This is a genomic window from Planctomycetota bacterium, from assembly GCA_035574235.1.
Lineage (GTDB): Bacteria > Planctomycetota > MHYJ01 > MHYJ01 > JACPRB01 > DATLZA01.
The window spans coordinates 1-24,637 of sequence record DATLZA010000056.1; the positions used below are offsets into that span (position 1 = coordinate 1).

Here is a 24,637-nt window from a genome sequence, read left to right on the forward strand (position 1 = left end):
CCGCCGGCGGCAAAGCGCGTTCGGTCATCCTCATTTTCAACTGCGGCGGGCCGAGCCACCTGGACCTCTGGGATCCGAAGCCGGAAGCTCCCGAGAACGTGCGGGGTCCCTTCCGCGCGATTCCGACCTCCGTGCCGGGAATCCGGGTGTCGGAGCTTCTTCCGAATCTGGCCCGGCGGGCTCACCGGTACGCGATCGTCCGGAGCGTTCACCACGAGCACCAGAACCACAACTCCGCGATGTATTGGACGATCGTGGGACGGCCGTATCCGATCGACAGCACGCTCATCAATCCCAGCCGCACCGATCTGCCGAGTTTCGGGACGCTCACCGGATGGCTGGCGCAGCGGGACGGCTACAGCGGGGCGGTGCCTCCGTACGTCATCACGCCGGCTCCGCATTGCGACAGCACCGCCTACGTGACGCCGGGGCAGTTCGGCGCCTGTCTGGGGGCCAAGTACGATCCCTTTGTTCTGAACGCGGATCCGAACGCTCCGGACTTCAAACTGCGGGACCTTGGGCCGGTCGAGGGCATGACTCCGGACCGGCTGGCCGCGCGGCGGGAGCTTCTGAAGGGCCTGGAGATGAACGCGAGGCCGGTCGAGACGCCGGTCGCGAGGGAACTCGACGTTTTTCACGCGAGGGCCTTCTCGATGGTTCTTTCGGGAGAGATGGCGCAGGCGTTCGATCTCTCACGCGAGCCGGATCGCGTTCGGGAGCGGTATGGCCGCCATTCCTGGGGACAGTCTCATCTGCTGGCGCGGCGGCTGGTCGAAGCCGGGGCGCGCTTCGTCACGACCGTCAACGGACCGAGCATCGTCTGGGACACGCACAAGGACAACTTCGAGCAGATGCGCCGGCATCTCGTTCCGCCGATGGAGCAGGCGTTCACCGCGCTTCTGGACGATCTGGCGGAGCGGGGACTTCTGGAGACGACGATCGTTCTCTGGATGGGAGACTTCGGCCGCACGCCGGTCATCAACAACGACGCCGGGCGGGATCACTGGCCGCAGTGTTTCTCGGTGGTTCTGGCCGGAGGCGGCATCCGCGGCGGCCAGGTGGTGGGCGCGTCGGATTCCAAGGGGGCCTATCCGAGCGCGCGGCCCGTCACCCCCGCGGACATTCACGCGACCGTCTTCACGCTTCTGGGATACGATCCGGCCGCCGTCACGTTCCGGTCGTCCGACGGCCGCCCCCTGGCGCTCTCCGAAGGCGAGCCGATCCGCGAGCTCCTTTAGCCGCGCCGTCCGGCGCTTCTCATTCGTCCTGCGTTTCGGCCAGGATCAGCCGGACATCCGTCGGACTGAGCGGCCGGTTGTAGAGGCGGACGTCGTCGATCGCGCCCTGCGCGGGCCAGGACCATTCCTTCCAGTGGGGGTTTCCAATTCCGATCCGCCAGCGTCCTTCCGGAACCTCGAAGACCTCGCGGGACGGATCGAAGGCCTGCGCGTGCCGGAGGACGCCGTTCACATAGAGCGACACCCGCCCCAGGCCCCGGTCGACGACGCCCGCCAGGTGATACCAGTGTCCCGCGGCGTGCGTGGTTTCCCAGGTGCCGGCCGTATTCCACACGGGACCGGTCTCTCCCCGCAACCAGTCCGTCATGAGAAAGCGTCCTTCGTGGTTGAACAGAAGTCCGATGTGCCAGCCGGTTCTCAGGAGGATTCCATAGGACGCTCGAGCTTCGGAATCGCGGCCGGGCGGGATGTCCGCCGGCCGGAACCAGGCCGCCAGCGAGAAACTGGAGCGGTGGACCCCTTCGAGATCCGGCGACACGGCCGGTTCGATGTACGACCCGCGGCCGTCCAGAACGAGCGCACGGCCGATCTTGCCCGCCGTCCAGAAGACGGGTCCCACGATTCGGCCGCGGTGCCCCCGGCCGGACCGATCCTCGACCCACCCGTCCTCTCGAGGGCCGTCGAGCGGCCAGTGCGCGACGAGATCCGAGCGGCGCGGCCCGGACATCGGCGGCGGAGCTTCCGGCGCGGCCGATCTCCGCGGCGCTGCGGCCGGGAAGGAGATTTCGGTTGCCGAAGGAATTCCGGGCGCCGCGGACGGCGGCCGAGCGGCGAACACCGGGGGCGGCGTCGGTGCCGCTGGCGGCATCGGGGCGATGGGGGCGCGCGGCGGAGGTATCCGGGGGGAGGTTCCGGCGGCCGCCCAGAGGAGGGCCGCGACGAGCGCGGCGCCGGCGGCGGAGGCGATCGGTGCGAAGAAACGCGGGCTCGCCGCTCGACGGACCAGGGTCCAGACGGTGTTGGAAACGAATCCTCCGGCGGCAGGATGTCCCGCCAGGGCGGCCAGGGCCGCCTTGGCGGTCCAGACCCGCAGGGCCGCCTCCGCCCCCGGCGGGGGCGACAGCGTTTCCAGGACGGCGGGAAAGAGGGCGGGCATCACGCCCCGGCGGGCCAGGCGGTCGCGCAGAAGCCGGCGTCCCCGGAAGAGCCACGCTCCGACGGTTCCGATCGATCGGCCGAGGACGGCCGCCGTTTCCTCGAGCGTGCGGCCTTCGAGGTGGAAAAGAATGAGAGCCCGCCGGTAGCGCTCCGGCAGACCGTTGATTTCCTCGTCGAGGATCGGCAGAACCTCTTCGAGCGGCGACGGAGCCGCCGTTCGGAGCCGTTCGATCGCGGTCCGCTCGCGGGCGCGGCGCGCCTGGCCCGCGCGCCGCTGGCTGACGGCGATGTCCCACGCGACGCGGTGAAGCCACGGGCCCAGGGGGCGGCGCCGGTCCAGCACGCCGGCCTTGAGGGCCAGCGTCAGAAAAACCGCCTGACCCGCGTCGCGGGCCGCCTCCTCGTGGTTCAGGACGCGAAGGCAGACCGTTCGGACGAGAGGTTCGTACCGGCGGACAATTTCCTCGAAGGCCCCCTGCTCGCGACGTTCCAGGAAGGCTTCAATCAGGTCTCCATCCGTTTTCCGGCTTTCGACACGCTCACCCATGCTCCGCCTCCTCGGATCCCATTATGTGGAAGTTCCATCCGCGTGTCACGCCTCCGTGGTCGGAGCGATCGGGTGCAAAAAATCCCGGGTCGGCGACGGAGTAGGAGCGAATGAGGTTTTTCGAAAGGAGGGGTACGGGGATGAATAGTCGGAAGATGGCGCTCGGGGCGGCCGCTCTCCTGGGGCTGGGGACCGTCTTGCCCCAGGCCGGATCGGGAGGGCCGGTCGGGTACTGGAAGTTCGACGAGACGGCGGGGCCGGCGGCCGATTCCGCCGGCTCGGCGAACGCGTCCTGGGGCGGGAGCCCTTCGACGGCGACCTCGGGGCTTCCCGTCTTCAGCTATTCGAATCCCCGCGCGATCGTCTTCGATCAGTCGGGCGGCACGGACGACTACGTGGAGATTCCCAACACCTCCGCGCTCGAAAATCTGCAGGAAGGCGACTACACGATCTCGGTCTGGTTTCGGCCGGACGCCCTGCCTTCCACCCCGGATCCGCACGACGGCGTGTCCCGCGCCGGCATCGTGATCAAGACGGGCTGGCATACGGGGCTTCACTACGACAGCCGGGGGTGGTTCCTTTTCGAAAACTGGGGGGCGGATTCCAACAGCGACGGGAGTCCCGAGTGGATGGGCGTGGGAACGTGGGAAGTCTCGCACGCGGTCGGCTCGTGGTACCACCTGTGCGGGGTGTGGAATCGGACCCAGGGAACGGCCCAGATCTGGGTCAACGGCGCCTTGGCGCAAGGAGCCAACCACACGCCCAATGCCGCCATGTATGAGTACGGGACGACGACGTGGAAGGTCGGCATCGCCGGGCCGGGGTTCACGGACTACAGGTGGGCGGCTCAGGGAGCGGTCGATGACCTGCGCTTTTTCAACCGGGCCCTGTCCCAGAATGAAATCGCGGAGCTTTACAACGGCCTGCCGGCGCCCCGCACCTTGACGGCGAACGCTTCTGGAAGCCAGGTGAATCTCTCGTGGCAGGCTCCGGCGGGGTCGCTCTCCTACACCTACCGGGTCTGGCGGGCGACGGCCTCCGGCGGACCTTACACCGAGGTGGCCGCGCCGGGTACGACGTCTTACACGGATACCGTTCCTTCGGCGGGAACCTATTACTACGTCATCACCGCCGTCAGCAGCGTCGGGGAGAGCGGGCGGTCGAACGAGGCCAACGTCGACACGGGTTCCGGAGGGAGCGGGGGTGGCGGAGGAGGGGGAACGGCGCCTCCACCTTCCGGCGCGGGCGACGATGACGATGACGACAGCGACGGAACCTGCGGGTGCGGCACGGTTCGCGCCGCGGGAGAAATGGCCGGGTGGGCCGCGGCGGCGGGCGGCCTTGCGATGATGGCCGCCGGGGGATGGAAGAGGTTCTTCAGGACGTAGGCCGTCAGCGTTCGAAGTGTCCGCCGCCGGTCCGCTCCGCCAGGGGCTTCAGCAGCGCGCGCGCTTCGGCGTCCGCGCCGATCTGGACGGCGTGGACGCGGACGTCGGTGAAGCGATTGAGGGCGGCGAAGCGGTTCAGGAACCGCGGGGCTTCGGTGACTCCCATGGTCGGAACCCCGTCTGTGAGGACGTAGATCGTGTCGATGCCGTCCTTTCGCAGGCTGGGCGCCTGGGCGTCGCCGGCATAGGAGAGCGCCTTGACCATCGCCGCCCAGAGATTGGTCATGGTGCCCTGCTGGAGGGAATCGACGAAGTCGGCCATCGACTTGCGCCGCGAGGCCGTCAGCCGCACCGGTCCGCCTCCGTACAGGTGGAGGTTGGAATCGAAGAAGATCAGGCAGACGAGGGCGCCCTCGGGGAGCTTGAGGAGGGTCTTTTTCAACTCGTACTGCAGGACGTGGATCTTGAGGTCGCCGGCCAGGCGCAGGCCGGGAGGGGCGCCTTCCTCGGGGGAAGGCTTCCAGGAGGCGGGCTGCCACATGCTGCCGGAGACGTCCACGACGAACGCCACGGCGTCGGAGATCACGGGGATGCCGTAGAAGGTGGTGGTGCCGGCGCTTCCGGCTTTCTCGAGAGGCTCGGGCCGGTAGGCGCCGGCCAGGAAAGCTTCCCGGTTCCGATCCCACCAGGCTTTCCAGGCGTCATAGTTTCCGTGCTTATCCACGCCGGTGAGTTTCTTCAGGGCCTCGTTGAGGTCCGCGGCGCAACGGCCGCGGGAGATCTTGAGCGCCTCCAGAATCGCCTCGGTGAGAGCCCGGATGCCCAGGGCGGCGATCGCCTCGGCGGCGGCGGTGCGCACCTGCCGGTGCTCGGAGGCGAGGGACTCGCGCAGGGCGGCCGCCGCTTCCGGCGCGGGTTCGCCCAGGGCTCCCAGGGCGCGGGTGGCGGCGAGACATTCGACGTCTTTGGGCTTCGTGGCCAGAACTTCAAGGAGGCCCCGGAGGGCGGTGGCGGTCCGATTCCGGCCGAGGGTTTCGATGAGGCGCGCCCGGTAGCGCAGACTGTAGGCGCCCTGGGTCTGCCGGACGATCGCCTCGACGGCTTCGGCGGATCGGAAGCGGCCCAGGGTGTCGAGGATCGCCTCGACGCCCGCCTCCTGGAAGGCGATCTGGTCGAGGAGCGCCTCGTACTCGCGTCGCGCGGCGGTGTATTGACGGGCGAGCGCGACGGCTTCCTGGGAATTGGGATGGCGGCTGTAGGCGCCGACGAACTTCATGCCGATTTCGTCGAGCCGGCGGGTGAGGCGGGTTTCCTGGGCGTCGTGCGATTCGAGCTGGCGCACCGACTTCAGAAAGGCGCTCAGGAGTTTTTCGGCCGCCTCGGCGGAGTCCCACGAGGCGATTTCGCGAAGGAGGCGCGGCAGGTTCTCCGGCTCTTTCCCCTGAAGAGCGGCGGAGAGTTCCGCGGCCGAGCGGTCCCATCCGGCGGGCTTGGCGGGGACGGCGGGTTCGGGTTCCAGGCGGCTTCGAGGAGGTTCCTGAGCCGCCAGGAGGGGCGTCCAGAACAGGAGCAAGGCGGTCCGCATGGGTCCCTTTGAGATATACGGTGGAAGAGGAGGGATCGGCTCTTCCTGCGGCGGCGAAGGGTGGTCGGGGCGGCGGGATTTGAACCCACGACCTCTTGGTCCCGAACCAAGCGCTCTAGCCAGGCTGAGCCACGCCCCGAACCGAGAAGCGGTCGAAGAAGCCGGCCGGGACGGGACCCCGGACGGCGCCGGGCATTATAGCGGATTCCCGGCGGGGTGCAACGCTTCCGATCAGCGGTCCGTGAGGAGCCGCCGGTAGCGTTTTTCCTGACGCAGGCTGTCGAGGTCGGGATCCTTGCGCAGATGGTCGATCTTCCGGAAGCCCGCCGCCAGGGCGATCTCCAGCCAGTCAAGGGCCTCGTCCTTCTTGCCCGCCAGAGCATACCCGCAGGCCACGTTGTAGGCCGAGGTCGCGCCGATCGGTTCCTTGGGGAACTGGTAATAGATCCGTTTGAAAAGCCGCACCGAGGCGTCGAAGTCCTTCCGCTGATGCGCTTCGAGCGCCTGGTCGAAAAGTTCCGAGGCTTCCTCTTCGTCGTGCGGGCCTTTTGCCTGCGCTTCCTTGCGCACGGGCTCGTCGAGGGCCAGCCTCTTGGACTTGGCGATTTCGGTCTCGAGAATCTCTTTCTGCTCCTCGAGCGCCCGCAGGCGCCGCTCCAGCTCCCGGACCCGCGCGTCGGACTCCCCGGCCGGAGGCGGTGCGGGAGGCTTGGGGGCCGGCGGCTGCGAACGGGACAGCTCCTCCTCGACGATGCGTTCCACCCGCCGGAGGATGGCGGCGCGCTCCTCGGTGAGCTTCTGCCGCACTTTTTCGAGAATCCGGCGCTTGAGCTCCGCCGGGTCTTCCTGCCGGGGGGAGCCGAGAAGGGGGGAAAGGAGCAGAAAGCTCCAGGCCAGGCTGTTTGCGATCATGCGACCTCCCGCCTGAACGGGGCCGATTGTAGGCCGCCCCGGGTCTTGAGGTCAATAGCCGCCCGATGCGTGACAGAGTCGGACCGGCGCGATAAAATCATTCAAGAAAGGCGGGCGCCGATCCGATAATTTCTATGGCGCACTTGCGCCGCTCCGGGGGAAAAGGTTTCAGGGGTTTGGAGTGAGGGGTTTGGTGAGGGACACATCCTATGGACATTTCCAGAGCTGACGGCGTCGGCGGACCGGGTCGGATCGAAGGACCTCAGAAGGTTTCCAGGGTCCAGCCGCCCGCCGGCCCCGACCGCGCCGCGCCGTCCGACAAAGTCGAGATCTCCGATTCGGCGCGCCTGGTTTCCGAAGCGCTCAGCCTTCCGGCCGTGCGGGAGGACCGCGTGGAGGAGATGCGCCGGCTCATCGAGTCGGGACGGCTCGAAACTCCGGAGCGCCTGGAGGGAGCGCTCGACAAGTTCCTCCGGGAGAATCCGGATCTTCTCGAATAAGGGAGAGCTTCCTTCGAAGCGACTGCCGTAACCGGTCATCTTCTGCCACTCTGGCATTGACCCTCTTAGGCCCCGCCCGCCGTTTGCTTTAAATCGCTTATTTTCAATCGGTTGTATCATACCTTCTCCCTCCTTCCTGGCATGGGACTTGCGCTTGAGGGGGTGTCCCTTAATTGTCGGAGACTATCCATGGCCAAGCAGCTCCTCTTCGACCAGGCCGCGCGGGACGCGCTTCGCCGCGGGATCGGCAAGGTGGCTTCCGCGGTGCGTTCGACGCTGGGTCCCCGGGGCCGGACGGTCGTCATCGACAAGTCGTGGGGCGGTCCGACGGTGACCAAGGACGGCGTGACGGTGTGCGAGGAGGTGGAGCTGACCGACCCTTACGAGAACATGGCCGCCAAGATGCTCAAGGAGGCGGCCTCCAAGACGAGCGACCAGGCCGGCGACGGCACGACGACTTCGGCGACCCTGGCCGAGGCGATCTTTCTCGAAGGGCTTCGGGTGGTGACGGCGGGGGCCAATGCGGTGGCGGTGGCCCGGGGCATCAAGCGGGCGGCCGAGGCGGTATCGGAGGAGCTCAAAAAGCTCGCCGAGCCCGTGCGGGTCGAGGACCGGGAGCGGCTCGTTCAGGTGGGGACGCTCGCGGCCAACGGCGACCGCGCGGTGGGCGAGATGCTGGCGCAGGCCTTTTCGAAGGTGGGCCGCGAGGGGGCGATCTCCGTGGAGGAAGGCAAGGGAATCCAGACGGAGATCAAGATCGTCGAGGGCATGCAGTTCGACCGCGGCTTCCTTTCGCCGCACTTCGTGACGAATCCTCAGTCCGTGGAGTGCGTGCTCGAGAATCCCTACCTTTTCATTCATGAGGACAAGCTCTCGTCGGCGGCTCCTCTCATCCCGCTGCTCGAGAAGGTGGCCGCGGAGAAGCGGGCGCTGCTCGTGATCGCCGAGGACGTGGAAGGGGAGGCGCTGGCGACGCTCGTGGTCAACAAGCTCCGCGGGATCCTGCCGTGCTGCGCCGTCAAGGCTCCCGGCTACGGCGACCGCCGCAAGGCCATGCTCGAGGACATCGCCATCCTCACGGGCGGCCGGGCGGTCTTCAAGGATCTCGGGATCGACCTTTCGAAGATGCCGACCTCGATGCTCGGCCGCGCCCGGAAGGTGATCGTGGACGCCGACTACACCACGATCCTCGACGGAGCGGGCGACCGCAAGGCGGTGGAGGCCCGCTGCGCGCAGATCCGCAAGGAGTACGCCGAGAGCGACTCCGACTACGACCGCGAGAAGCTCCAGGAACGGCTCTCGAAGCTCTCCGGGGGCGTGGCGGTCATCTATGTGGGCGCGGCGACGGAGACGGAGCTCAAGGAACGCAAGAAGCGGGTCGAGGACGCGCTTCACTCCGTCCGGGCGGCCCTGGAGGAAGGGCTGGTGCCGGGCGGCGGGGTGGCGCTCCTGCGCGCGGAAAAGGCGCTGGACGGGATCTCCGCGGAAGGGGACGAGAAGATCGGCGTCGAAATCGTGCGGCGGGCGCTCGAGGCGCCGCTTCGGGTCATCGCCGCCAACGCCGGGTTCGACCCCTCGACGGCCGTGCGCAAGGTGCGGACCGGCTCGGGAGCCTTCGGGTTCGACGCCGAGCGTCTGGAGTTCCGCGATCTGAAGGAGGCCGGGATCATGGATCCGGTGAAGGTGACGCGGCACGCGCTTCAGAACGCGGCGAGCGTGTCGTCCCTTCTTCTGACGACCGAGGCGATGGTGGTCGAGCTTCCCGAGGAAGAGGAGAAGCCCGCGGCCGCCGAAGCCGGGATGGACTAGCGTTCCAGTTCGGGAATCCGGGAAAGCCAAACGGAGGAACATATGAAGCTCAAGCCCCTGGGCGACCACGTGGTGATCCGGCCGCTGGAGGCCGAGGACCGGACTCCGGGCGGGATCGTGCTGCCGGACACGGCCAAGGAGAAGTCCACGAAGGGCGAGGTCGTCGCCGTCGGCAGCGGCAAGGTGCTGCCGAACGGACGGGTCGTGCCGCTGTCGGTCAAGGAAGGAGACAAGGTCCTCTACTCGAAGTACGCCGGGTCGGAAGTGAAGATCGACGGCAAGGAGTACAAGATCGTCACGGAGTCGGAGATTCTCGCGGTCCTCGAATAATTCCCACGGAGAGGCCATGGCCAAGCAGATGATGTTCGACGAGGAGGCGCGGCGGAAGCTGCTGGCGGGCATGCGCAAGCTCGCCGGCACCGTCCGGGTGACCCTGGGCCCCAGCGGCCGCAACGTCATTCTCGAGAAGAAAAGCGGCGCCCCCCAGGCCACGAAAGACGGGGTCACCGTCTCCAAGGAAATCGAGCTCGAAGATCCCTTCGAGAACATGGGCGCCAAGGTCGCCAACGCCGCCGCCGACAAGACCAACGACGTCGCCGGCGACGGCACGACGACCTCGGCCGTTCTGGCCGAGGCGATCTACACCGAGGGGCTCAAGGCCCTGGGCGTGGGGGCGAACCCCGCGCATCTCAAGCGCGGGATCGACCGGGCGGTGGAGGCCGCCGTGGAGGAGATCCGCCGGCTGGCGCGGCCCGTGCGCGGCGCCGAGGATTACCGGCACGTGGCCCTGATCGCCTCCCACTACGACGAGTCCGTGGCGGATCTCGTGGCCAAGGCCATGGAGAAGGCCGGCCGGGACGGCGTCATCACGGTGGAGGAATCCAAGGGGTTCGAGACGACCGTGGAGCTCGTCGAGGGCCTCCAGTTCGACAAGGGGTACGTCTCGCCCTACTTCATCAACAAGCCCGACAGCCTCTCGGCGGAGTACGAGGACGTCTATATTCTTCTGACGGACCGCAAGATTTCCAACGTCCGCGAGTTCGTTCCGATCCTGGAGCAGGTGGCGCAGACGGGGCGACCGCTTCTGATCGTGGCCGAGGACGTGGAAGGGGAGGCGCTCGCGGCGCTGGTCGTCAACCGCCTGCGCGGGGTGATCCAGGCCGTGGCGGTGAAGGCGCCGGCGTTCGGCGACCGCCGCAAGGCGATGCTTCAGGACATGGCGATCCTGACGGGCGGGAAGGTGGTTTCCGAGGACCTGGGGATCAAGCTCGAATCACTTCGTCTGCAGGACCTGGGCCGGGCCAAGCGCGTCAAGGTGGAGAAGGAGCGCACGACGATCATCGGCGGCGAGGGCGACAAGAAGGCGATCGAAGCGCGGATCGAGGAGCTGCGTTCGTCCATCCGCAAGACGACGAGCGACTACGACCGGGAGAAGTTCGAGGAGCGGCTGGCCAAGCTGGTCGGCGGCGTGGCGATTCTCAAGGTGGGAGGCGCCACCGAAGCGGAGATGAAGGAGCGCAAGTACCGGGTCGAGGACGCCGTGCACGCGGTGAAGGCGGCCGCCCAGGAGGGCGTGGTGCCGGGCGGCGGGGTGACCCTCGTCCGGGCGGCGCAGGCGATCGAGAAGCTGGCGCTCTCCGGGGACGAGGCGGTCGGGGCGAAGGTCGTGGCCCGGGCGTGCGAGGCGCCGCTGGCGGCCATCGCCGCCAACGCGGGGCACGATCCGTCGTACGTGCTGGCCGAAGTCCGGGAGCGCGGAGGCTCGGCGGGCTTCGACGCGGCGGCGGGCCGGTTCGTGGACATGTTCGAGGCGGGCATCCTGGACGCGGCGAAGGTGACGCGTTCGGCGATCCAGAACGCCGCCAGCGCGGCCTCGATGCTGCTGACCTCGCGGGCCGTGGTCGTCGAGCTCAAGGAGAAGAAGAAAGCGGTCGCGGGCGCGGTGAAGTGACATCGGTGCAGTTCGGCCGGGCCGCGGGACGGGCGCCCCGCCCGCGGTCCGGCGGGGTCGGCGTCCCATGAAGGGCACCCGGGTGGAGGAGCGCAAGGACTATTACGAGCTTCTGGGCGTCGGCCGGAACGCGACCACGGACGAAATCCGGGCGGCGTACCGGAAGCTGGCGCTCAAGTATCATCCGGACCGCAACCCGGGCGACAAGGAGGCCGAAAAGAAGTTCAAGGAGATCTCCGAAGCCTACGACGTCCTTTCCGACGACGAACGCCGCCGTCTCTACGATCAGTACGGGCACGAGGGGCTGCGCGGCCACGCCGTTCGCGACTTTCAGACGGCCAGCTTCCAGGACATCTTCGAGGCGTTCAGCGACATCTTCGGCGAGGAGTCGGTCTTCGGCGACTTCTTCGGGATGGGGCGGGGCCGGCGCGCGGCGCGGCGGGGAGCGAGCCTGCGCGTCGATCTGGAGGTGGAGTTCCACGAGGCGGCCCTCGGGGCGCGGAAGGCCGTCGAGGTCGTCCGCCGGGAGCTGTGCGGGACCTGCCGGGGGACGGGTTCGAAGCCGGGCACGGAGCCGGCGGCGTGCGCGACCTGCGGCGGGCGGGGCATCGTGGCCCGGAACGCCGGCTTCTTCATGCTCCAGCAGACGTGCCCCTCCTGCGGCGGCGAGGGGCGCCGGATCGTTCACCCGTGCGCCGAGTGCCGCGGCCAGGGGACGGTGCGGACCCGGCGGGAGATCGAGATCGAGATCCCCGCGGGGATCGAGGACGGCACGCGGATCCGGCTGGCCGGGCAGGGCGAAGCTTCCCGGGACGGAGGCCCGCCGGGAGACCTGTACGTGGACGTCGCGGTCCGGCCGCATGCGTTCTTCCGGCGCGAGGAGAACGACATTTATTGCGAAGTCCCGATCAGTTTCGCCCAGGCGGCCCTGGGGGCGGAGATCGAGGTCCCGACGCTGACGGGCAAGGCGCCGCTGAAGATTCCGCGGGGAACGCCGAGCGGGACGCTTCTGCGGCTGCGGGGCCTGGGGGTTACCGACGTCCGCGGCCGCGGGCGGGGCGACCAGGTCGTGCGCGTCGTGGTGCACGTGCCCGCCAAGCTCACCCGCCGCCAGGAGGAGCTTCTGCGGGAGTTCGAGCAGATCGAAAAGGAGCAGTCTTCGAAGAAGAATCTCTGGGAGCGGTTCTTCGGGAAGGGCGCTTCGAGTCATGATGAAGGATAGGCAGGAAGGCAACGAGCCGGTCATGATGGAAGAACGGAAACCGGAAGAACCCGGGCCCGAGGGGCCCGCCGGGGCGGCGGAGAAGTCCCGCGAGGGCGGGGATCCCGTTGCGGCCCTGGAGAAGGCCCGCGCGGAGATCGCGGCGCTTCAGGAAAAGGCCGCCAAGGCGGAGGAGTATCTGGACCTGGCGCGCCGCGCCAAGGCGGACTTCGTCAACTATCAGGACCGGGTGCGGCGGGAGCGCCAGGAGTGGACGCGGCAGGCGGTCGAGCAGTTCGTCCGCGAGTTCCTGTCGGCCATGGACGCCTTTCCGCTGGCGCGGTTCGACGATCCCAAGCTCGTGGAGGCGATCCGGGTGATCGAGCGGGAATTCCTGCGGATCCTGGCGAAGTTCGAGGTCGTGCCGATGGAGACCGCGGGCAAGGCGTTCGATCCGCTCTACCATGAGGCGGTGGGCGTTGAGGAGCGCGCGGACGTTCCGGAGGGGACGATTCTCGAGGAGGTCCGGCGGGGCTGGATGATCGGGGATCGGGTGCTTCGTCCGGCTTCCGTCCGGATCGCCCGGAGGCCCCCGCCGCAAAACGGCGCCGCCGAAGGCGAGGCTCCGGCGGGCGAAAGCCGTTGACTCCCCGGGGCGGTTCGGCTATAAACTCCGTTCCTTACCGCTTTACCGGGGAGAATCCATGGCCGCAACGGGCGAAACGCTGGATCTTAAGGAGTTCCTGGCTTCCGACGAGCTGACCCCCGAGCGACTGCACGAGGTGCGCCGGGAGGTTCATTCCCACGTGGACCTGCGCGCGCAGGTGGAAGCCGTCGTGGCGGACTTCGGCGAAGTGGCCAGGAAGCTCGCCAGCGAGAACAAGGCGGAGGTTCGGCGGGGCACGGCGCACTGGCTGATCGGCCGGTCCGAGGACGCGGCGCGGATCCTGAAGCCGTTGCGGGCGAGCAAGGAGCGGTCGTACGTTCTGGGCGTCAGCCTCCTGGAGGCGGGCCGGCCGGTCGAGGCGCTGGAACCCCTGAAGGAGGCGTACGACGCGGACGCGTCGGATCCGTGGATTTCGGGGGCGTATTGCGAGGCCAAGATCCGGGCGGGGCTCCTGGACGAGGCCGAGGCGCACGTGGATCGGCTCGTCAAGAAGGGAGCGGGGGCCCGGGCGTGGTATCTCAAGGGACTCCTGGCCGACGTGCGCGGGTTCCACGAGGAGGCGCAGGAGGCGTACGAGAAGGCGCTGGAAACGGAGCCGGGGCACCCCGAGTCGCTCTTCCGGCTGGCGTACATCCTGGACCTGCGGGGAGAAGACAGCCGGGCGCTGGAGCTTTATGAGCAGTTGCGCAAGCTTCGGCCCATGCACGTGAATACGATGATGAACCTCGGGGTCCTGTATGAGGACCGCGGGGACTACGAGCGGGCGGCGCAGTGCTACCAGTCGGTGCTCGATTACTTCCCGACCCACGCGCGCGCGCAGCTTTACCTCAAGGACGCGCAGGCCTCGATGACCATGTTCTACGACGAGGAGGCGGCGCGCCGCGAGGCCAAGCTCCAGCAGGTCCTGGCGCAGCCGGTGGCGGAGATTTCGTTCTCGCCGCGGGTGCGCAACGCGCTTCAGAAGCTCGGGGTGACCACGCTGGGGGACCTTGTGAACAAGTCGGAGGAGGAGCTTCTGGCGGTGCCGAATTTCGGGCGGACCTCCCTGAGGGAGCTGAAGGAGTTCCTGAGCTCCAAGGGCCTGGGATTGGCGGGCCAGGGCGGACCGGCGGCGGGGGCGGCGCCGTCGGGAATGTCCGCCGCGGAGTCGGCCGAGGGAGCGGCCTCGGACGCCGGCGACGAGGTTCTGGCCAAGAAGCTCGCCGATTTCGAGTGGTCCGGCCGGATCCGGAAGGTGTTCGAAAAGCTGGGCCTGGTGACGGTCGGGGACCTGCTTCAGAAGACGGAAAAGGATCTCCTCAAGAGCAAGAATCTCGGGGTCACGTCGATCAAGGAGATCCGCAAGAAGCTGGGTCAGCTGGGCGTCTCCATGAAGCCGGAGTAACCGGGCCCCATGGGCGAGGCCGAGCGCGCGCTTTTTCAGGTTTTCGCGACGCTGTTCGGCCTGGTTGTCGGGTCCTTCCTCAACGTCTGCATTTTCCGGCTTCCGCGCAACTGCATGTCCGTGGCGGGTCCGCGTTCGCGGTGCCCCCGGTGCCTGCGGACGATTTCGTGGTACGACAACATTCCGGTGCTGAGCTGGCTGGCGCTCCGGGGCCGCTGCCGGTTCTGCCGGGCGCCCATCTCCGTCCGGTACGCCGCCGTCGAGCTTTTGACCGGGGCGCTTTTCGCGTGGGCGGCGGCGCGGCTCCTGTGGGGGCCGCGGGATCCGGGGGCGCGGGAAGCGGCGCTGTTCCTGGTGCACGCGTGGTTCCTGGCCTCGATGATCGTTTGCACGTTCATCGATCTCGATTTCCGGATTCTTCCGGACGAGGTGACGCTGTCCGGGACGGCGATCGGGATCGCGGTTTCGGCGGCCTTCCCGTTTCTGCATGAGCGGGGGCTTCCGGCGGCGATCCCGAATCCGCACCTGGCGGCGCTTGCGGCCTCGACGCTGGGGGCGGGGGTGGGGGCGGGCGTGCTGTGGGGGGTGGGGGTGCTGGGAAAGCTGGTTTTCCGGAAGGAGGCGATGGGCTTCGGGGACGTGAAGTACATGGCGATGATCGGGAGCGTTCTGGGCTGGAAAGGGGTGCTGCTGACGTTCGTTCTGGCGTGTCTTGTCGGATCGATCGTCGGGGTGGGGAAATATCTGGCGGTGCGGCGAATGGGGTATGTGCCGTTCGGGCCGTTTCTTTCGGCGGGGGCGCTCGCGATGCTTCTTGTTCCTGAATGGGTGGACCGGGCGATACGGGCGTACCTGGATCTTCTGCGGGGGCCGGCGCTTCCGTAAGGGACAATTTATAAAATGTCTATTGCCGGGCGGCGCCCGGGCCGATATACTCTCCAGGGGCGGCGAAGGGGCCTCCTTCGCGACGCCCTTTCAATGAAGAGGGGGAGGCACACATGGCCCGGAAACTGGCGGCGATCCTGGCGCTTCTGGCTTCGGGGGCGGCGGCGACGGGCTGCGTCACCGGAGATCTTCAGCGAAAAGTGGACGACCTGACGCGGGAACGCGAGGATCTGGAGCGCCAGAAGGCCCAGGTGGAGGCGGATCTTCTGGCCTGCAAGGCCCGCTGCGAGGCCCTCGAGCGCCGGGCGGCCGCCCCGGCGCCGCGCGCGCCCGGAGTGACGAGCACCCCCTATGAAGTTCCCGGCGAGCTTCAGGGCAAGGTGGACATCCGCCGCCGCGGCGACGACACCGTGATCGGCATCCCCGGCGACGTCTTCTTCGCCAGCGGATCGGCCGCCTTGAGCTCCGCCGGAGAGCGGACCATGAGCCAGGTGGTCGCCTACATCCGCAAGCATCATCCGGGCGCCGTCCTTCGCGTCGAGGGGCATTCCGACACCGATCCCATCCGCCGGACGCGGAACCGGTATCACTGCAACTGGGAGCTCTCCTTCGAGCGGGCCCATGCGGTCCTGCACTACCTGATCGAGAAGGGCGGCTTCGACCCCCGGCAGGTCGTCTGCGAGGCGTACGGCGAGTATCACCCGCAGGACGCCTCCAACAAGTCCCGCAACCGCCGCGTCGAGATCGTCGTGGCCCGACCCTGACGCCGCGGGGGGGTGCGATTGACACCCCCTGCGGGCACGGCTATAATCGCGCTCCTGATCGGCCGGAACGAGGCGTGGCGCCAGGCGCCGGCCGCTTACCCCCGGTGAGCGAGGCCGCTTCCCTCCCCGGCGGAACCGTGTCCCCGGCGCTTCCGGTAAGCCGCCCGCCCTGGACACGGACTCGGCACGAACGGGCTGATCGGAGGAGATTCCGGGAATGCCCAAGTACGAGACCAAGGACATCCGCAACGTCGTCTTCGTGGGACACAACGCCTCGGGGAAGACGACGCTCGCCGACGCGCTTCTCTTCAAAGGCAAGGCCGCCCCGCGTCTGGGCTCCGTGGACGAAGGCACGAGCGTCTTCGACTTCGAGCCCGAGGAGCGCGAGCGGAAGGTCTCGATCGACCTGGCCGTGGCCTCCGTGAACGTCCAAGGCCGCGAGATCAACCTCCTGGACGCCCCGGGCTACCCTGATTTCATCGGCGAGGCCATCTGCGGCCTGCACGCCGCGGAGACGGCGGTGCTCTGCGTCCATGCGGTCGACGGCATCCGCGTCAACACCCGCAAAATGTGGGAGCTGGCGGCGGGGCTGGGCGTCGCGCGGATCATCGCGGTCAACAAGATGGACTCGGAGAACGTGAAGTTCGCCGAGCTCGTGGGGGCCCTGCGCGAAACCTTCGGGCGCGAATGCGTCCCGGTCTTCCTTCCCGTGGGCTCGGGCGGGAGCCTGAAAGGCGTGGTGAATCTTCTGGCCCAGCCCGAAGCGGCGCCGGCCGAGTACAAGGATCTCGCCCAGGAGGCGCGCGAGAAGCTCATGGAGAGCGACGACGCCCTTCTCGAAAAATACCTCGAGGGCCAGACGGTGACCCCCGCGGAGCTGGCGCGGGCGCTGCCCCGCGCGATCGCGCAGGGAAGAATCGTCCCCATCGTCTGCACGTCGGCCAAGAAGGACGTGGGGGTGGCCGAGTTCCTCGAGTTCCTGGCGCAGTTCGCGCCGTCGCCCCTGGAGGCGCCCTCCAAGAAGGGGATCGACCCGGCCAAGAAAGCGGAGGCCGTCCACGCTCCGGACGGGCCGCTTTCGGGCCAGGTCTTCAAGTCCATCGCCGACCCCTTCGTTCAGAGGCTTTCCTACGTCCGCGTCTATTCGGGAACGCTTCCGGGGGATCAGCCGCTCTACAACCAGCGCGTGGGCAAAGCGGGACGCATCGGCGGCATGTTCAAGCCGTTCGGCAAGGAGCAGCGGCCGTGCGCGTCGGCCGTGGCGGGGGACATCGTGTGCGTGACCAAGGTGGAGGAGCTCAACACCTGCGACACGGTCTGCGACCCCGCGCACCCGATCCAGTACCCGCCCTTTGTGTTCCCGGCCTCGATGGTGTCGCTGGCGGTCGAGCCCAAGACCAAACAGGACCTGGCGCGGATGTCGGAGTCCCTTCAGAAGATGGCCGATTCGGACCCGACCTTCAAATTCTCCCGGGACGCCTCGACCGGGGAGCTCGTGATCACCGGCCGTTCGAAGCTGCACATCGAGATCATCCTGGCGCGCCTGAAGCGCAAGTTCGATGTCCAGGTCAACACCAAGGCGCCGAAGCTGGCGCTCAAGGAGACGGTGCTGCAGGCGGCCGAGGGACACCACAAGCACAAGAAGCAGACCGGCGGCCACGGCCAGTACGGCGAGGTGTACCTGCGCCTGCGGCCCGCCGAGCGGGGCGCGGGGTTCCGGTTCGTGGACGCCGTCACCCAGGGGCGCATTCCCCAGCAGTTCATGCCCGCGGTCGAGAAGGGGATCCGCAAGACGCTCGAGAAAGGGGTCCTGGCGGGCTACCCCGTGGTGGACGTGGAGGTGGAAGTGTACGACGGCTCGTATCACGAGGTGGACTCGGGTCCGGCCTCCTTCGAGCTGGCGGGCTCCAAGGCCTTCAAGGACGCCTTCATGAAGGCCCGGCCGGTCCTTCTCGAGCCCATCGTCAACATCGAGGTGACCGTTCCCTCCCGCTTCATGGGCGACATCACCGGCGATCTGAACTCGCGGCGGGGTAGAATCCAGGGTATGGATACGCAGGGCAACCTCCAGGTCGTCCGGGCCCAGATTCCCCTGATGGAGATCATGGACTACGAAACCCAGCTGCGTTCGGTGACCGGAGGAGAGGGCTCGTACTCGATCGACCCGTCGCATTACGACGTGCTTCCGCAGCGCATCGCCGAGTCGGTCATCGCCAAGGCTCAGAAGGTCGAGGAGGAAGAAGACTAATGGTCAGCCTCGAGGAACTGCTGCAGCTTCTCGTCCAGCGGGGAGGCTCCGATCTGCACATCACGGCCGGATCGCCGCCGCGGATCCGGGTGGACGGGAAGCTCATCCCCACGGAGTTCGACACGCTGACCAAGGAGGAGTCCCAGAAGATCGTCTACGGGGTCCTTTCGGAGGACCAGATCGCGCGCTTCGAGAAGGATCTGGAGCTGGACTTCTCGTTCGGCGTGGACAACCTGGGGCGGTTCCGCACGAACGTCTTTCTCCAGCGGGGCTCGGTGGGGGCCGTCTTCCGGCTGGTGCCCCACGCGATCCGCGGGTTCGACGACCTGGGGCTGCCGCGCAAGGTCTGTACCGATCTCTGCGACCAGCCGCGGGGCCTGGTGCTGGTGACCGGGGCCACGGGCTCCGGGAAGTCCACCACGCTCGCTGCGATGATCGACTACATCAACTCGACGGGCAACTACCACATCATGACGATCGAGGACCCGATCGAGTTCGTGCACAAGAACAAGAATTCGCTCGTCAACCAGCGCGAGGTCGGGTCCGACACCCACGGGTTCAAGGAATCCCTGCGCCACGTGCTGCGCCAGGATCCGGACGTGGTGCTCATCGGCGAGATGCGGGACCTCGAGACGATCGAGGCGGCCCTCACGATCAGCGAGACGGGGCACCTGACCTTCGCGACGCTGCACACCTCGGACGCGGTCCAGACGATCAACCGCATCGTGGACGTCTTCCCGGCGCATCAGCAGCAGCAGGTGCGCACGCAGCTGTCGTTCGTCCTCAACGCGATCTTCTGCCAGCAGCTCGTGCCCAAGTCCAACGGAAAGGGCCGGGCCCTGGCCTGCGAGATCCTCCTGGCCAACCCCGCGGTCCGCTCCCTCATCCGCGAGAACAAGGCCCACCAGGTCTACTCGATCATGCAGGTGTCCGGAAAGCTCGGCATGAAGACGATGAACCAGTCGCTCTACGAACTTTACAAAGGCGGACACTTGACGTTCGAAGACGCGATACAATATTCGGGCGATGTCGAGGACCTGAAGAAAACGTTCCAGCGCGGGTAGCGTTCCCGCGCGGGGGAGGCCCCCGCGGGCGCGACCGGGGGGTGGCATCCGGGAATGGCACAGATCGCGAAACTCGTCCGCCGCAAGCTCGGCGAAATCCTCGTCGACGAGGGCGTCCTCAAGGAGGACCAGGTCCAGGAGGCCCTCCGGCGGCAGCGCGTGACCGGGGAGCTCTTCGGAGAGGCCCTCGTCCAGCTGGGCTACCTCACGGAAATGGACATCGCCCGCACCATCGTCAAGCAGTTCGGGCTTCCGTACATGGACGCCTCCCGGTACCGCATCTCCAAGGAGGCGTTCCAGCTCGTGCCGACCGACCTCATGCTGCAGAATCAGTTCGTCGTGCTCGACCGGATCGGCAAGACCCTCATCGTCGCCGTGGCCGGCGTCCTGAGCGCCGACGTGCTCGAGAAGCTCGAGAAGCTCGTGCAGGGGCAGGTGTTCGTCTACGTGTCCACGTCCAGCCAGGTCCAGGCGGCCCTGGCGAAACTCCTGCCCCAGAACAAGGCCGCCGCCCCGGCGGGGAAGAAATAGCCATGGCCCTCAAGGACAAGTTCTACCCCCGGCTGCGCCGCATCGTCGTCAAACACGGCCTCCTCGACGAGGCCAAGGCCGACGAGGCCGCCGCCGCCGCCGAGAAGGAAAACAAGTCCTTCGCCGACGTCCTCCTGGAAAAGCAGTTCGTCGACGAGATGAGCTATCTGTCGGCCCTTTCGATCGAGACCAACATTCCCCCCGTCGACGTCGAGAAGATGACCTGGGACGAGGACGCCCTCAAGGTCATCAACGAGGAACTCGCCCAGTACTACGGGGTCCTTCCCCTGTCCAAGATCGGCAACGTCCTGACGCTCGCCGTGGGCAATCCCTTCGACATCCTCAAGCTCGACGACGTGCGGACGCTGACGAACTGCGACCTGCGGCCGGTCGTCTCGAGCGAGCGAAGCATCCGCCAGGCCATCAAGAAGGCCTATAACCGCGACGCCGAGCAGATGGAAAAGGTCCTCGGCGACCTCGAGGAGAAGACGGGCGACGCCGAGGTCGAGATCAAGAAGGAGCAGGACGAGGAGCAGATCGATCTGTCGGCCATCTCGGACGCCACGGGCGAGTCGCCCGTCATCAAGCTCGTCAACATGATCATCGTTCAGGCGCTCCGCCAGGGCGCCAGCGACATCCACATCGAGCCGTTCGAGAAGACCGTGCGCATCCGCTACCGCATGGACGGCGTGCTCAAGGAGCAGGTCGCGCCGCCCAAGTCGATGATCAACTCGATCATCTCGCGCATCAAGATCATGTCCAACCTCGACATCGCGGAGCGGCGGATCCCCCAGGACGGCAAGTTTCAGGTGAAGTTCGAGGGTCGGCAGGTCGACTTCCGCGTGTCGATCCTGCCGACGATCCACGGCGAAAAGGCCGTGCTCCGCGTGCTCGACTCGTCGAGCCTCAACATCGGCATCGACAAGCTCGGGTTCGAACCGGAGGCCGAGCGCCTCTTCCGCAAGTCGATCGCCGCGTCGTACGGCATGGTGCTCGTGACGGGTCCCACCGGCTCGGGAAAGTCCACCACCCTCTACGCGTCGCTGCGCGAGGTCCTCAACCCCGAGGAAAACGTCTGCACCGTCGAGGATCCGGTCGAGTACCAGCTCGAAGGCGTCATCCAGGTGCCCGTCAACGTCAAGCGCGGCCTCACGTTCGCCGCCGCCCTCCGAAGCCTGCTCCGGCAGGACCCGGATACGATCATGATCGGCGAAATCCGCGACTTCGAGACCGCCGACATCTGCGTCAAGGCGGCCATCACGGGCCACCTCGTCTTTTCGACCCTCCACACCAACGACGCCGCCAGCGCCATCACGCGTCTCGTGGACATGGGAATCGACCCGTTCATGGTGGCCTCCTCGTGCATCCTCGTGGCCGCTCAGCGCCTGTGCCGAAAGCTGTGCGACCGCTGCAAGGCGCCCGTCGAGGCCCTGCCCCCGAAGGAGGATCTCCTCAAGATCGGATTCCGTCCCGAGGACGACATCAAGCTCTGGAAGGCCGTCGGATGCCCCCAGTGTTCCAACGGGTACCGCGGCCGGTTCGCGATCCTCGAGGCGCTCGAGGTGGACGAGGACATCCGGCGCCTGATCATCGAGCGCCGTTCGTCGATCGACATCAAGAACTACGCCGTGCAGAAGAAGGGGATGCTCACGCTGCGCCGGTGCGGCGTTCTGAATGCCATGCGGGGCCGTACCTCCCTGGAGGAAGTCCTCCGCATGACGATGGGCGACGAGTAGGAACGGCGCGCCCCGGCGGCGCCGAGGGCTGTTTACAACGGCGCTTTTCGGGGTACACTGGTGGAGTGCGGCCGTGCCGCCCACGCCCCGGCCGGCCTGAGGAGGGTGCACGATGGCTGTCTACGCGTACGCCGCCAAGACTGCGGACGGCAAGAAGGTCGACGGCGTCATCCGCGCCGCCGACCGGAACGCCGCTCAGGCGGAACTGCGCCGCAAAAACCTCCAGGTCGCCTCCCTCGTCGAACAGAAGGGAGGCGCCCGGAAACGCGGCCTCTTCGGGCCCCCGCGGCCCCACGTCCGGACCAAGGACATCGCCGTCATGACCCGCCAGCTGTCCACCATGATCAGCGCGGGCATCCCCCTGCTGGAGTCCCTCGAAATCCTCCACGAACAGGCGAGCGACGCGGGCTTCAAGCTGGTCCTCGACCGGGTCATCGAACGCGTCCGCGGCGGAAGCGACTTTTCCACCGCCCTCTCGGAACACCCCAAGCTCTTCACCAAGATCTACGTGAACATGATCAAGGCCGGCGAGGCGTCCGGCCAGCTCGACGTGATCCTCCAGCGCCTGGCCGATTACATGGAGTCGATCGAGGAGCTCAAGCGGGAAATCAAGGCCGCCATGACGTACCCCGTCATCTCCCTGTGCCTCATCCTTGCCATCACGATCGGCCTGATCGTCGGAATCGTCCCCAAGTTTCAGGAAATCTTCATTCAGCTTCAGATGAAGGAGTTGCCCGCGCCTACGCAGATCCTCCTCAACATCAGCGAGTTCATGCGCAATCAGTTCCTCGCCTGCATCGGCATCGTCGTGGCGATCGGCGTCTCCTTTTTCCTCTACATCCGCACCAAGACCGGCCGCCGCCACTGGGACTGGTTTCTTCTGCACGCCCCGGTCTTCGGGCCGCTCTTCCGGAAAGTGGCCATCTCCCGTTTCTCCCGCACCTTCGCGACCCTGATCCAGTCCGGCGTTCCCATGCTCGGGGCCCTCGACATCGTCGCCTCCACCGCGGGGAACGTTATCGTCGAGGACGCCGTCCTCAAGGCCCGCGACGCCGTCTCCAAGGGCGAAACCCTGGGCGACCCGCTGGCGGCCACCAAGGTCTTCCCGCCCATGGTCACCCGCATGATCTCCATCGGCGAAAAGACCGGCGCCCTCGAAAAACTCCTCATGAAGATTTCCGAGTTCTACGACCAGGAGGTCCGCGCCACCGTCAAGGCGCTCACCTCCCTGATCGAGCCGCTGCTCATCGCCACCATGGGCGTGATCGTCGGCTTCATCGTGCTGTCGATCTTCCTGCCGATCATCAAGATTCAGCAGCAGCTTTCGAAGTGATGCCCGGCGTCTCGGCCCGTCCGGCGGGGGCTTCCGAGCCCCGTGCCCCCGCCGCCGCCCGGGTCCCCGAGGCGCTCCCGCCGGGGAGCCCCCGGGGCCCGGCCGAGCGGCGGCTCGAGGCCCGCCTCAAGGGGCTCATGCTGGGACGGCTCGCCATCGCGGTCGTCTCCCTGGCCGTCGTCCTCGTCGTGCGCCCCCTGGATACCGGGTATCCGCCGTACCACGTCCTTCTGGGAGCCTGCCTTCTCAACCTCGTCTACCTCATCGCCGCCCGCGCCGGCGTTCCCCTCCGGCCCCTGGCGATCGCCCAGATTTTCCTGGACGTCGTCTGCGTGGGCGTGCTCGTCTACCTCACGGGCCTGGACCGCTTCTTTTCCTACCTCTACATTCTCGTCATCGTCGCCGCCGCCATCGTTCTCGGGCCGCGCCTGGCGATCGGCATGGCCTCCCTGGCCACCGTGGTCCTGGCGGCCGTGTCCACCCTCTATTTCCTCGTGGGCGAGGGGCTTCCCTTCGTGGACCCCGGCGCCGTCCACGGCCATACGACCAGCCTCAACTTCCTCTTCCCGTTTCTCTTCCTCTTCGGCCTCTCCCTCCATCTGGCCGCCCTCCTGGTGGGACAGCTCACCGCGGAGGCCAGCCGCGCCCGCATCCTGGCCGACGAAATCGTCCGCACCATGGCCGGCGGCGTCGTCGCCGCCGACCGCTTCGGCGCCGTCCAGTTCGTCAATCCCCAGGCCGCCCGCATGCTCGGCCTGCGCGATCCCGAGGCCGCGCGCGGGCGCCAGATCGAGGAGGCCCTCCCGCGCCCCCTGGCGGAGCTCCTCCGCCGCTCGCTTCAGACCCGCGAACGCGTCGCCGACGAGTGCCGCGTCAACGGACTGCTCCTCGGCGTCGCCGTCTCCGGCCTCTCCGAGGGCGAGACGGGTCCCCCCCGCGGCGTCGTGGCCATCCTCAACGACCTGTCCCTGCGCACTCAGATCGAGGAGATGACCCGCCGCGCCGAACGCTTTCGCGCGCTCCTCGAAATGAGCGCCGGCATGGCTCACGAGATCCGCAACCCTCTGGCCTCCATCCGCGGCGCGGCTCAGGAACTCGAATCCAGCCAGCTCCCGCGGGAGGAAGACCGCCAGCTGCTCCAGGTCGTCGTGCGGGAGAGCGACCGTCTCGACGAAATCATCGGCGAGTTCCTCGATTACGCCAGCGACCGGCCTCTCGAGATGGTCCTTTTCAATCTGGCCGACGTCCTGCGGGAAACCGTGCTGCTCCTGGAGGCGCGGGGCCCCCGCAACATCGAGATCGAGGCGGACATCCCCCGCACCGTCCTCGTGCGCGGCGCTCCGGACAAGCTCAAACAGGTGTTCCTGAACCTGGGACTCAACGCTCTGGACGCCTGTCAGGAGAACCTCCGCGTCAGCCATATCCGCCTCCGCTGCGCCGGCGCCCGAGGCCCCGCCCCGGAGCGGCGCCAGGGATTCGCCGTCGAGGTCTCCGACGACGGGTGCGGCATCCCGCGGGAGAACATCACGCGCGTCTTCGACCCCTTCTTCACGACCAAGCCCCGCGGCGTCGGCATGGGGCTGGCCATCGCCCGCAAGATCATCCAGGCCCACGGCGGGGAAATTACGATCGAAAGCCAGCCCGGCAAGGGAACCACCGTCCGCGTCTGGCTCCCCGCATGACGTTCCTTTTCTTCGCCCTCTTTTTCCTGCCGCTGATCGAGGCGCCGGCCTGGG

20 protein-coding genes and 1 tRNA gene are annotated in these 24,637 nt (G+C 67.5%); 17 read left to right on the forward strand and 4 right to left on the reverse strand.

Features of this window, described 5'->3' with window-relative positions; all coding sequences use genetic code 11:
• A partial coding sequence (locus VNO22_04280; GenBank protein HXG60570.1) for a DUF1501 domain-containing protein occupies nt 1–1,238 on the forward strand: 1,238 nt, incomplete at its 5' end.
• Nucleotides 1,239–1,257: 19 nt separating this feature from the next.
• On the opposite strand, the gene VNO22_04285 is transcribed toward VNO22_04280, so the two are convergent.
• Entirely contained in the window at nt 1,258–2,943 is a 1,686-nt protein-coding gene (locus tag VNO22_04285; GenBank protein HXG60571.1) for a sigma-70 family RNA polymerase sigma factor, read from the reverse strand.
• 140 nt (nt 2,944–3,083) lie between these two features.
• Here VNO22_04285 and VNO22_04290 point away from each other — a divergent pair, with 140 nt between their 5' ends.
• Nucleotides 3,084–4,331 (forward strand): LamG-like jellyroll fold domain-containing protein, encoded by a 1,248-nt coding sequence (locus VNO22_04290; GenBank protein ID HXG60572.1) that lies wholly within the window; start codon nt 3,084–3,086, stop codon nt 4,329–4,331.
• Nucleotides 4,332–4,335: 4 nt separating this feature from the next.
• Here the strand turns inward: VNO22_04290 and VNO22_04295 are convergent, their stop codons facing one another.
• The 3 genes from VNO22_04295 to VNO22_04305 form a co-directional block, all read right to left on the reverse strand.
• Nucleotides 4,336–5,916 carry a vWA domain-containing protein gene (locus VNO22_04295; protein HXG60573.1) on the reverse strand — a complete coding sequence of 527 codons (1,581 nt, stop codon included), beginning with the start codon at nt 5,914–5,916 and terminating at the stop codon, nt 4,336–4,338.
• 61 nt (nt 5,917–5,977) lie between these two features.
• Nucleotides 5,978–6,055 (reverse strand) — tRNA-Pro (locus VNO22_04300).
• Nucleotides 6,056–6,147: 92 nt separating this feature from the next.
• Nucleotides 6,148–6,828: a hypothetical protein gene (locus VNO22_04305; GenBank protein ID HXG60574.1), complete on the reverse strand. Its 681-nt coding sequence runs from the start codon at nt 6,826–6,828 to the stop codon at nt 6,148–6,150.
• 209 nt (nt 6,829–7,037) lie between these two features.
• Between VNO22_04305 and VNO22_04310 the strand changes: the two genes are divergently transcribed.
• The 15 genes from VNO22_04310 (at nt 7,038) to VNO22_04380 (ending at nt 24,583) form a co-directional block, all read left to right on the forward strand.
• Nucleotides 7,038–7,328 (forward strand): flagellar biosynthesis anti-sigma factor FlgM, encoded by a 291-nt coding sequence (locus VNO22_04310; GenBank protein ID HXG60575.1) that lies wholly within the window; start codon nt 7,038–7,040, stop codon nt 7,326–7,328.
• A gap of 189 nt (nt 7,329–7,517) precedes the next feature.
• Nucleotides 7,518–9,137 (forward strand): chaperonin GroEL, encoded by a 1,620-nt coding sequence (gene groL / locus VNO22_04315; GenBank protein HXG60576.1) that lies wholly within the window; start codon nt 7,518–7,520, stop codon nt 9,135–9,137.
• A gap of 42 nt (nt 9,138–9,179) precedes the next feature.
• The gene (gene groES / locus VNO22_04320) at nt 9,180–9,467 is read left to right on the forward strand and encodes a co-chaperone GroES (protein ID HXG60577.1); all 288 of its coding nucleotides are present in this window, start codon (nt 9,180–9,182) and stop codon (nt 9,465–9,467) included.
• Between the two features lie 16 nt (nt 9,468–9,483).
• Nucleotides 9,484–11,088, forward strand: a complete 1,605-nt coding sequence (groL, locus tag VNO22_04325) for a chaperonin GroEL (protein ID HXG60578.1) — start codon at nt 9,484–9,486, stop codon at nt 11,086–11,088.
• Between the two features lie 67 nt (nt 11,089–11,155).
• Nucleotides 11,156–12,310: a molecular chaperone DnaJ gene (gene dnaJ, locus VNO22_04330; protein ID HXG60579.1), complete on the forward strand. Its 1,155-nt coding sequence runs from the start codon at nt 11,156–11,158 to the stop codon at nt 12,308–12,310.
• Entirely contained in the window at nt 12,297–12,935 is a 639-nt protein-coding gene (locus tag VNO22_04335; protein HXG60580.1) for a nucleotide exchange factor GrpE, read from the forward strand. Before dnaJ ends, VNO22_04335 begins: the two co-directional genes overlap by 14 nt.
• A gap of 58 nt (nt 12,936–12,993) precedes the next feature.
• Nucleotides 12,994–14,340 carry a DNA-directed RNA polymerase subunit alpha C-terminal domain-containing protein gene (locus VNO22_04340; GenBank protein HXG60581.1) on the forward strand — a complete coding sequence of 449 codons (1,347 nt, stop codon included), beginning with the start codon at nt 12,994–12,996 and terminating at the stop codon, nt 14,338–14,340.
• Nucleotides 14,341–14,349: 9 nt separating this feature from the next.
• The gene (locus tag VNO22_04345) at nt 14,350–15,225 is read left to right on the forward strand and encodes a prepilin peptidase (GenBank protein HXG60582.1); all 876 of its coding nucleotides are present in this window, start codon (nt 14,350–14,352) and stop codon (nt 15,223–15,225) included.
• A gap of 113 nt (nt 15,226–15,338) precedes the next feature.
• Nucleotides 15,339–15,989 carry an OmpA family protein gene (locus VNO22_04350; protein HXG60583.1) on the forward strand — a complete coding sequence of 217 codons (651 nt, stop codon included), beginning with the start codon at nt 15,339–15,341 and terminating at the stop codon, nt 15,987–15,989.
• Between the two features lie 217 nt (nt 15,990–16,206).
• Nucleotides 16,207–18,237, forward strand: coding sequence for an elongation factor G (fusA, locus tag VNO22_04355; GenBank protein ID HXG60584.1), 2,031 nt, complete (start codon nt 16,207–16,209; stop codon nt 18,235–18,237).
• Nucleotides 18,237–19,301: a type IV pilus twitching motility protein PilT gene (locus tag VNO22_04360; GenBank protein HXG60585.1), complete on the forward strand. Its 1,065-nt coding sequence runs from the start codon at nt 18,237–18,239 to the stop codon at nt 19,299–19,301. The genes fusA and VNO22_04360 overlap by 1 nt, the downstream gene beginning before the upstream one ends.
• 54 nt (nt 19,302–19,355) lie before the next feature.
• On the forward strand, nt 19,356–19,832 hold the full coding sequence (locus VNO22_04365; protein HXG60586.1) for a hypothetical protein: 477 nt from the start codon (nt 19,356–19,358) through the stop codon (nt 19,830–19,832).
• Nucleotides 19,833–19,834: 2 nt separating this feature from the next.
• Nucleotides 19,835–21,568: an ATPase, T2SS/T4P/T4SS family gene (locus tag VNO22_04370; protein ID HXG60587.1), complete on the forward strand. Its 1,734-nt coding sequence runs from the start codon at nt 19,835–19,837 to the stop codon at nt 21,566–21,568.
• Nucleotides 21,569–21,680: 112 nt separating this feature from the next.
• Nucleotides 21,681–22,901 carry a type II secretion system F family protein gene (locus VNO22_04375; GenBank protein HXG60588.1) on the forward strand — a complete coding sequence of 407 codons (1,221 nt, stop codon included), beginning with the start codon at nt 21,681–21,683 and terminating at the stop codon, nt 22,899–22,901.
• A complete protein-coding gene (locus VNO22_04380; GenBank protein ID HXG60589.1) occupies nt 22,901–24,583 on the forward strand; it encodes an ATP-binding protein in 1,683 nt (560 codons plus the stop codon). The genes VNO22_04375 and VNO22_04380 overlap by 1 nt, the downstream gene beginning before the upstream one ends.
• The last annotated feature ends 54 nt before the right edge of the window (nt 24,584–24,637 follow it).

Excerpts from the sequence above, each read along its gene's own strand:
- VNO22_04285 (HXG60571.1), bottom strand. The coding sequence starts at position 2,943 with ATGGGTGAGCGTGTCGAAAGCCGGAAAACGGATGGAGACCTGATTGAA.
- VNO22_04290 (HXG60572.1), top strand. The coding sequence starts at position 3,084 with ATGAATAGTCGGAAGATGGCGCTCGGGGCGGCCGCTCTCCTGGGGCTG.
- VNO22_04295 (HXG60573.1), bottom strand. The coding sequence starts at position 5,916 with ATGCGGACCGCCTTGCTCCTGTTCTGGACGCCCCTCCTGGCGGCTCAG.
- VNO22_04305 (HXG60574.1), bottom strand. The coding sequence starts at position 6,828 with ATGATCGCAAACAGCCTGGCCTGGAGCTTTCTGCTCCTTTCCCCCCTT.
- VNO22_04310 (HXG60575.1), top strand. The coding sequence starts at position 7,038 with ATGGACATTTCCAGAGCTGACGGCGTCGGCGGACCGGGTCGGATCGAA.
- groL (HXG60576.1), top strand. The coding sequence starts at position 7,518 with ATGGCCAAGCAGCTCCTCTTCGACCAGGCCGCGCGGGACGCGCTTCGC.
- groES (HXG60577.1), top strand. The coding sequence starts at position 9,180 with ATGAAGCTCAAGCCCCTGGGCGACCACGTGGTGATCCGGCCGCTGGAG.
- groL (HXG60578.1), top strand. The coding sequence starts at position 9,484 with ATGGCCAAGCAGATGATGTTCGACGAGGAGGCGCGGCGGAAGCTGCTG.
- dnaJ (HXG60579.1), top strand. The coding sequence starts at position 11,156 with ATGAAGGGCACCCGGGTGGAGGAGCGCAAGGACTATTACGAGCTTCTG.
- VNO22_04335 (HXG60580.1), top strand. The coding sequence starts at position 12,297 with ATGATGAAGGATAGGCAGGAAGGCAACGAGCCGGTCATGATGGAAGAA.
- VNO22_04340 (HXG60581.1), top strand. The coding sequence starts at position 12,994 with ATGGCCGCAACGGGCGAAACGCTGGATCTTAAGGAGTTCCTGGCTTCC.
- VNO22_04345 (HXG60582.1), top strand. The coding sequence starts at position 14,350 with ATGGGCGAGGCCGAGCGCGCGCTTTTTCAGGTTTTCGCGACGCTGTTC.
- VNO22_04350 (HXG60583.1), top strand. The coding sequence starts at position 15,339 with ATGGCCCGGAAACTGGCGGCGATCCTGGCGCTTCTGGCTTCGGGGGCG.
- fusA (HXG60584.1), top strand. The coding sequence starts at position 16,207 with ATGCCCAAGTACGAGACCAAGGACATCCGCAACGTCGTCTTCGTGGGA.
- VNO22_04360 (HXG60585.1), top strand. The coding sequence starts at position 18,237 with ATGGTCAGCCTCGAGGAACTGCTGCAGCTTCTCGTCCAGCGGGGAGGC.
- VNO22_04365 (HXG60586.1), top strand. The coding sequence starts at position 19,356 with ATGGCACAGATCGCGAAACTCGTCCGCCGCAAGCTCGGCGAAATCCTC.
- VNO22_04370 (HXG60587.1), top strand. The coding sequence starts at position 19,835 with ATGGCCCTCAAGGACAAGTTCTACCCCCGGCTGCGCCGCATCGTCGTC.
- VNO22_04375 (HXG60588.1), top strand. The coding sequence starts at position 21,681 with ATGGCTGTCTACGCGTACGCCGCCAAGACTGCGGACGGCAAGAAGGTC.
- VNO22_04380 (HXG60589.1), top strand. The coding sequence starts at position 22,901 with ATGCCCGGCGTCTCGGCCCGTCCGGCGGGGGCTTCCGAGCCCCGTGCC.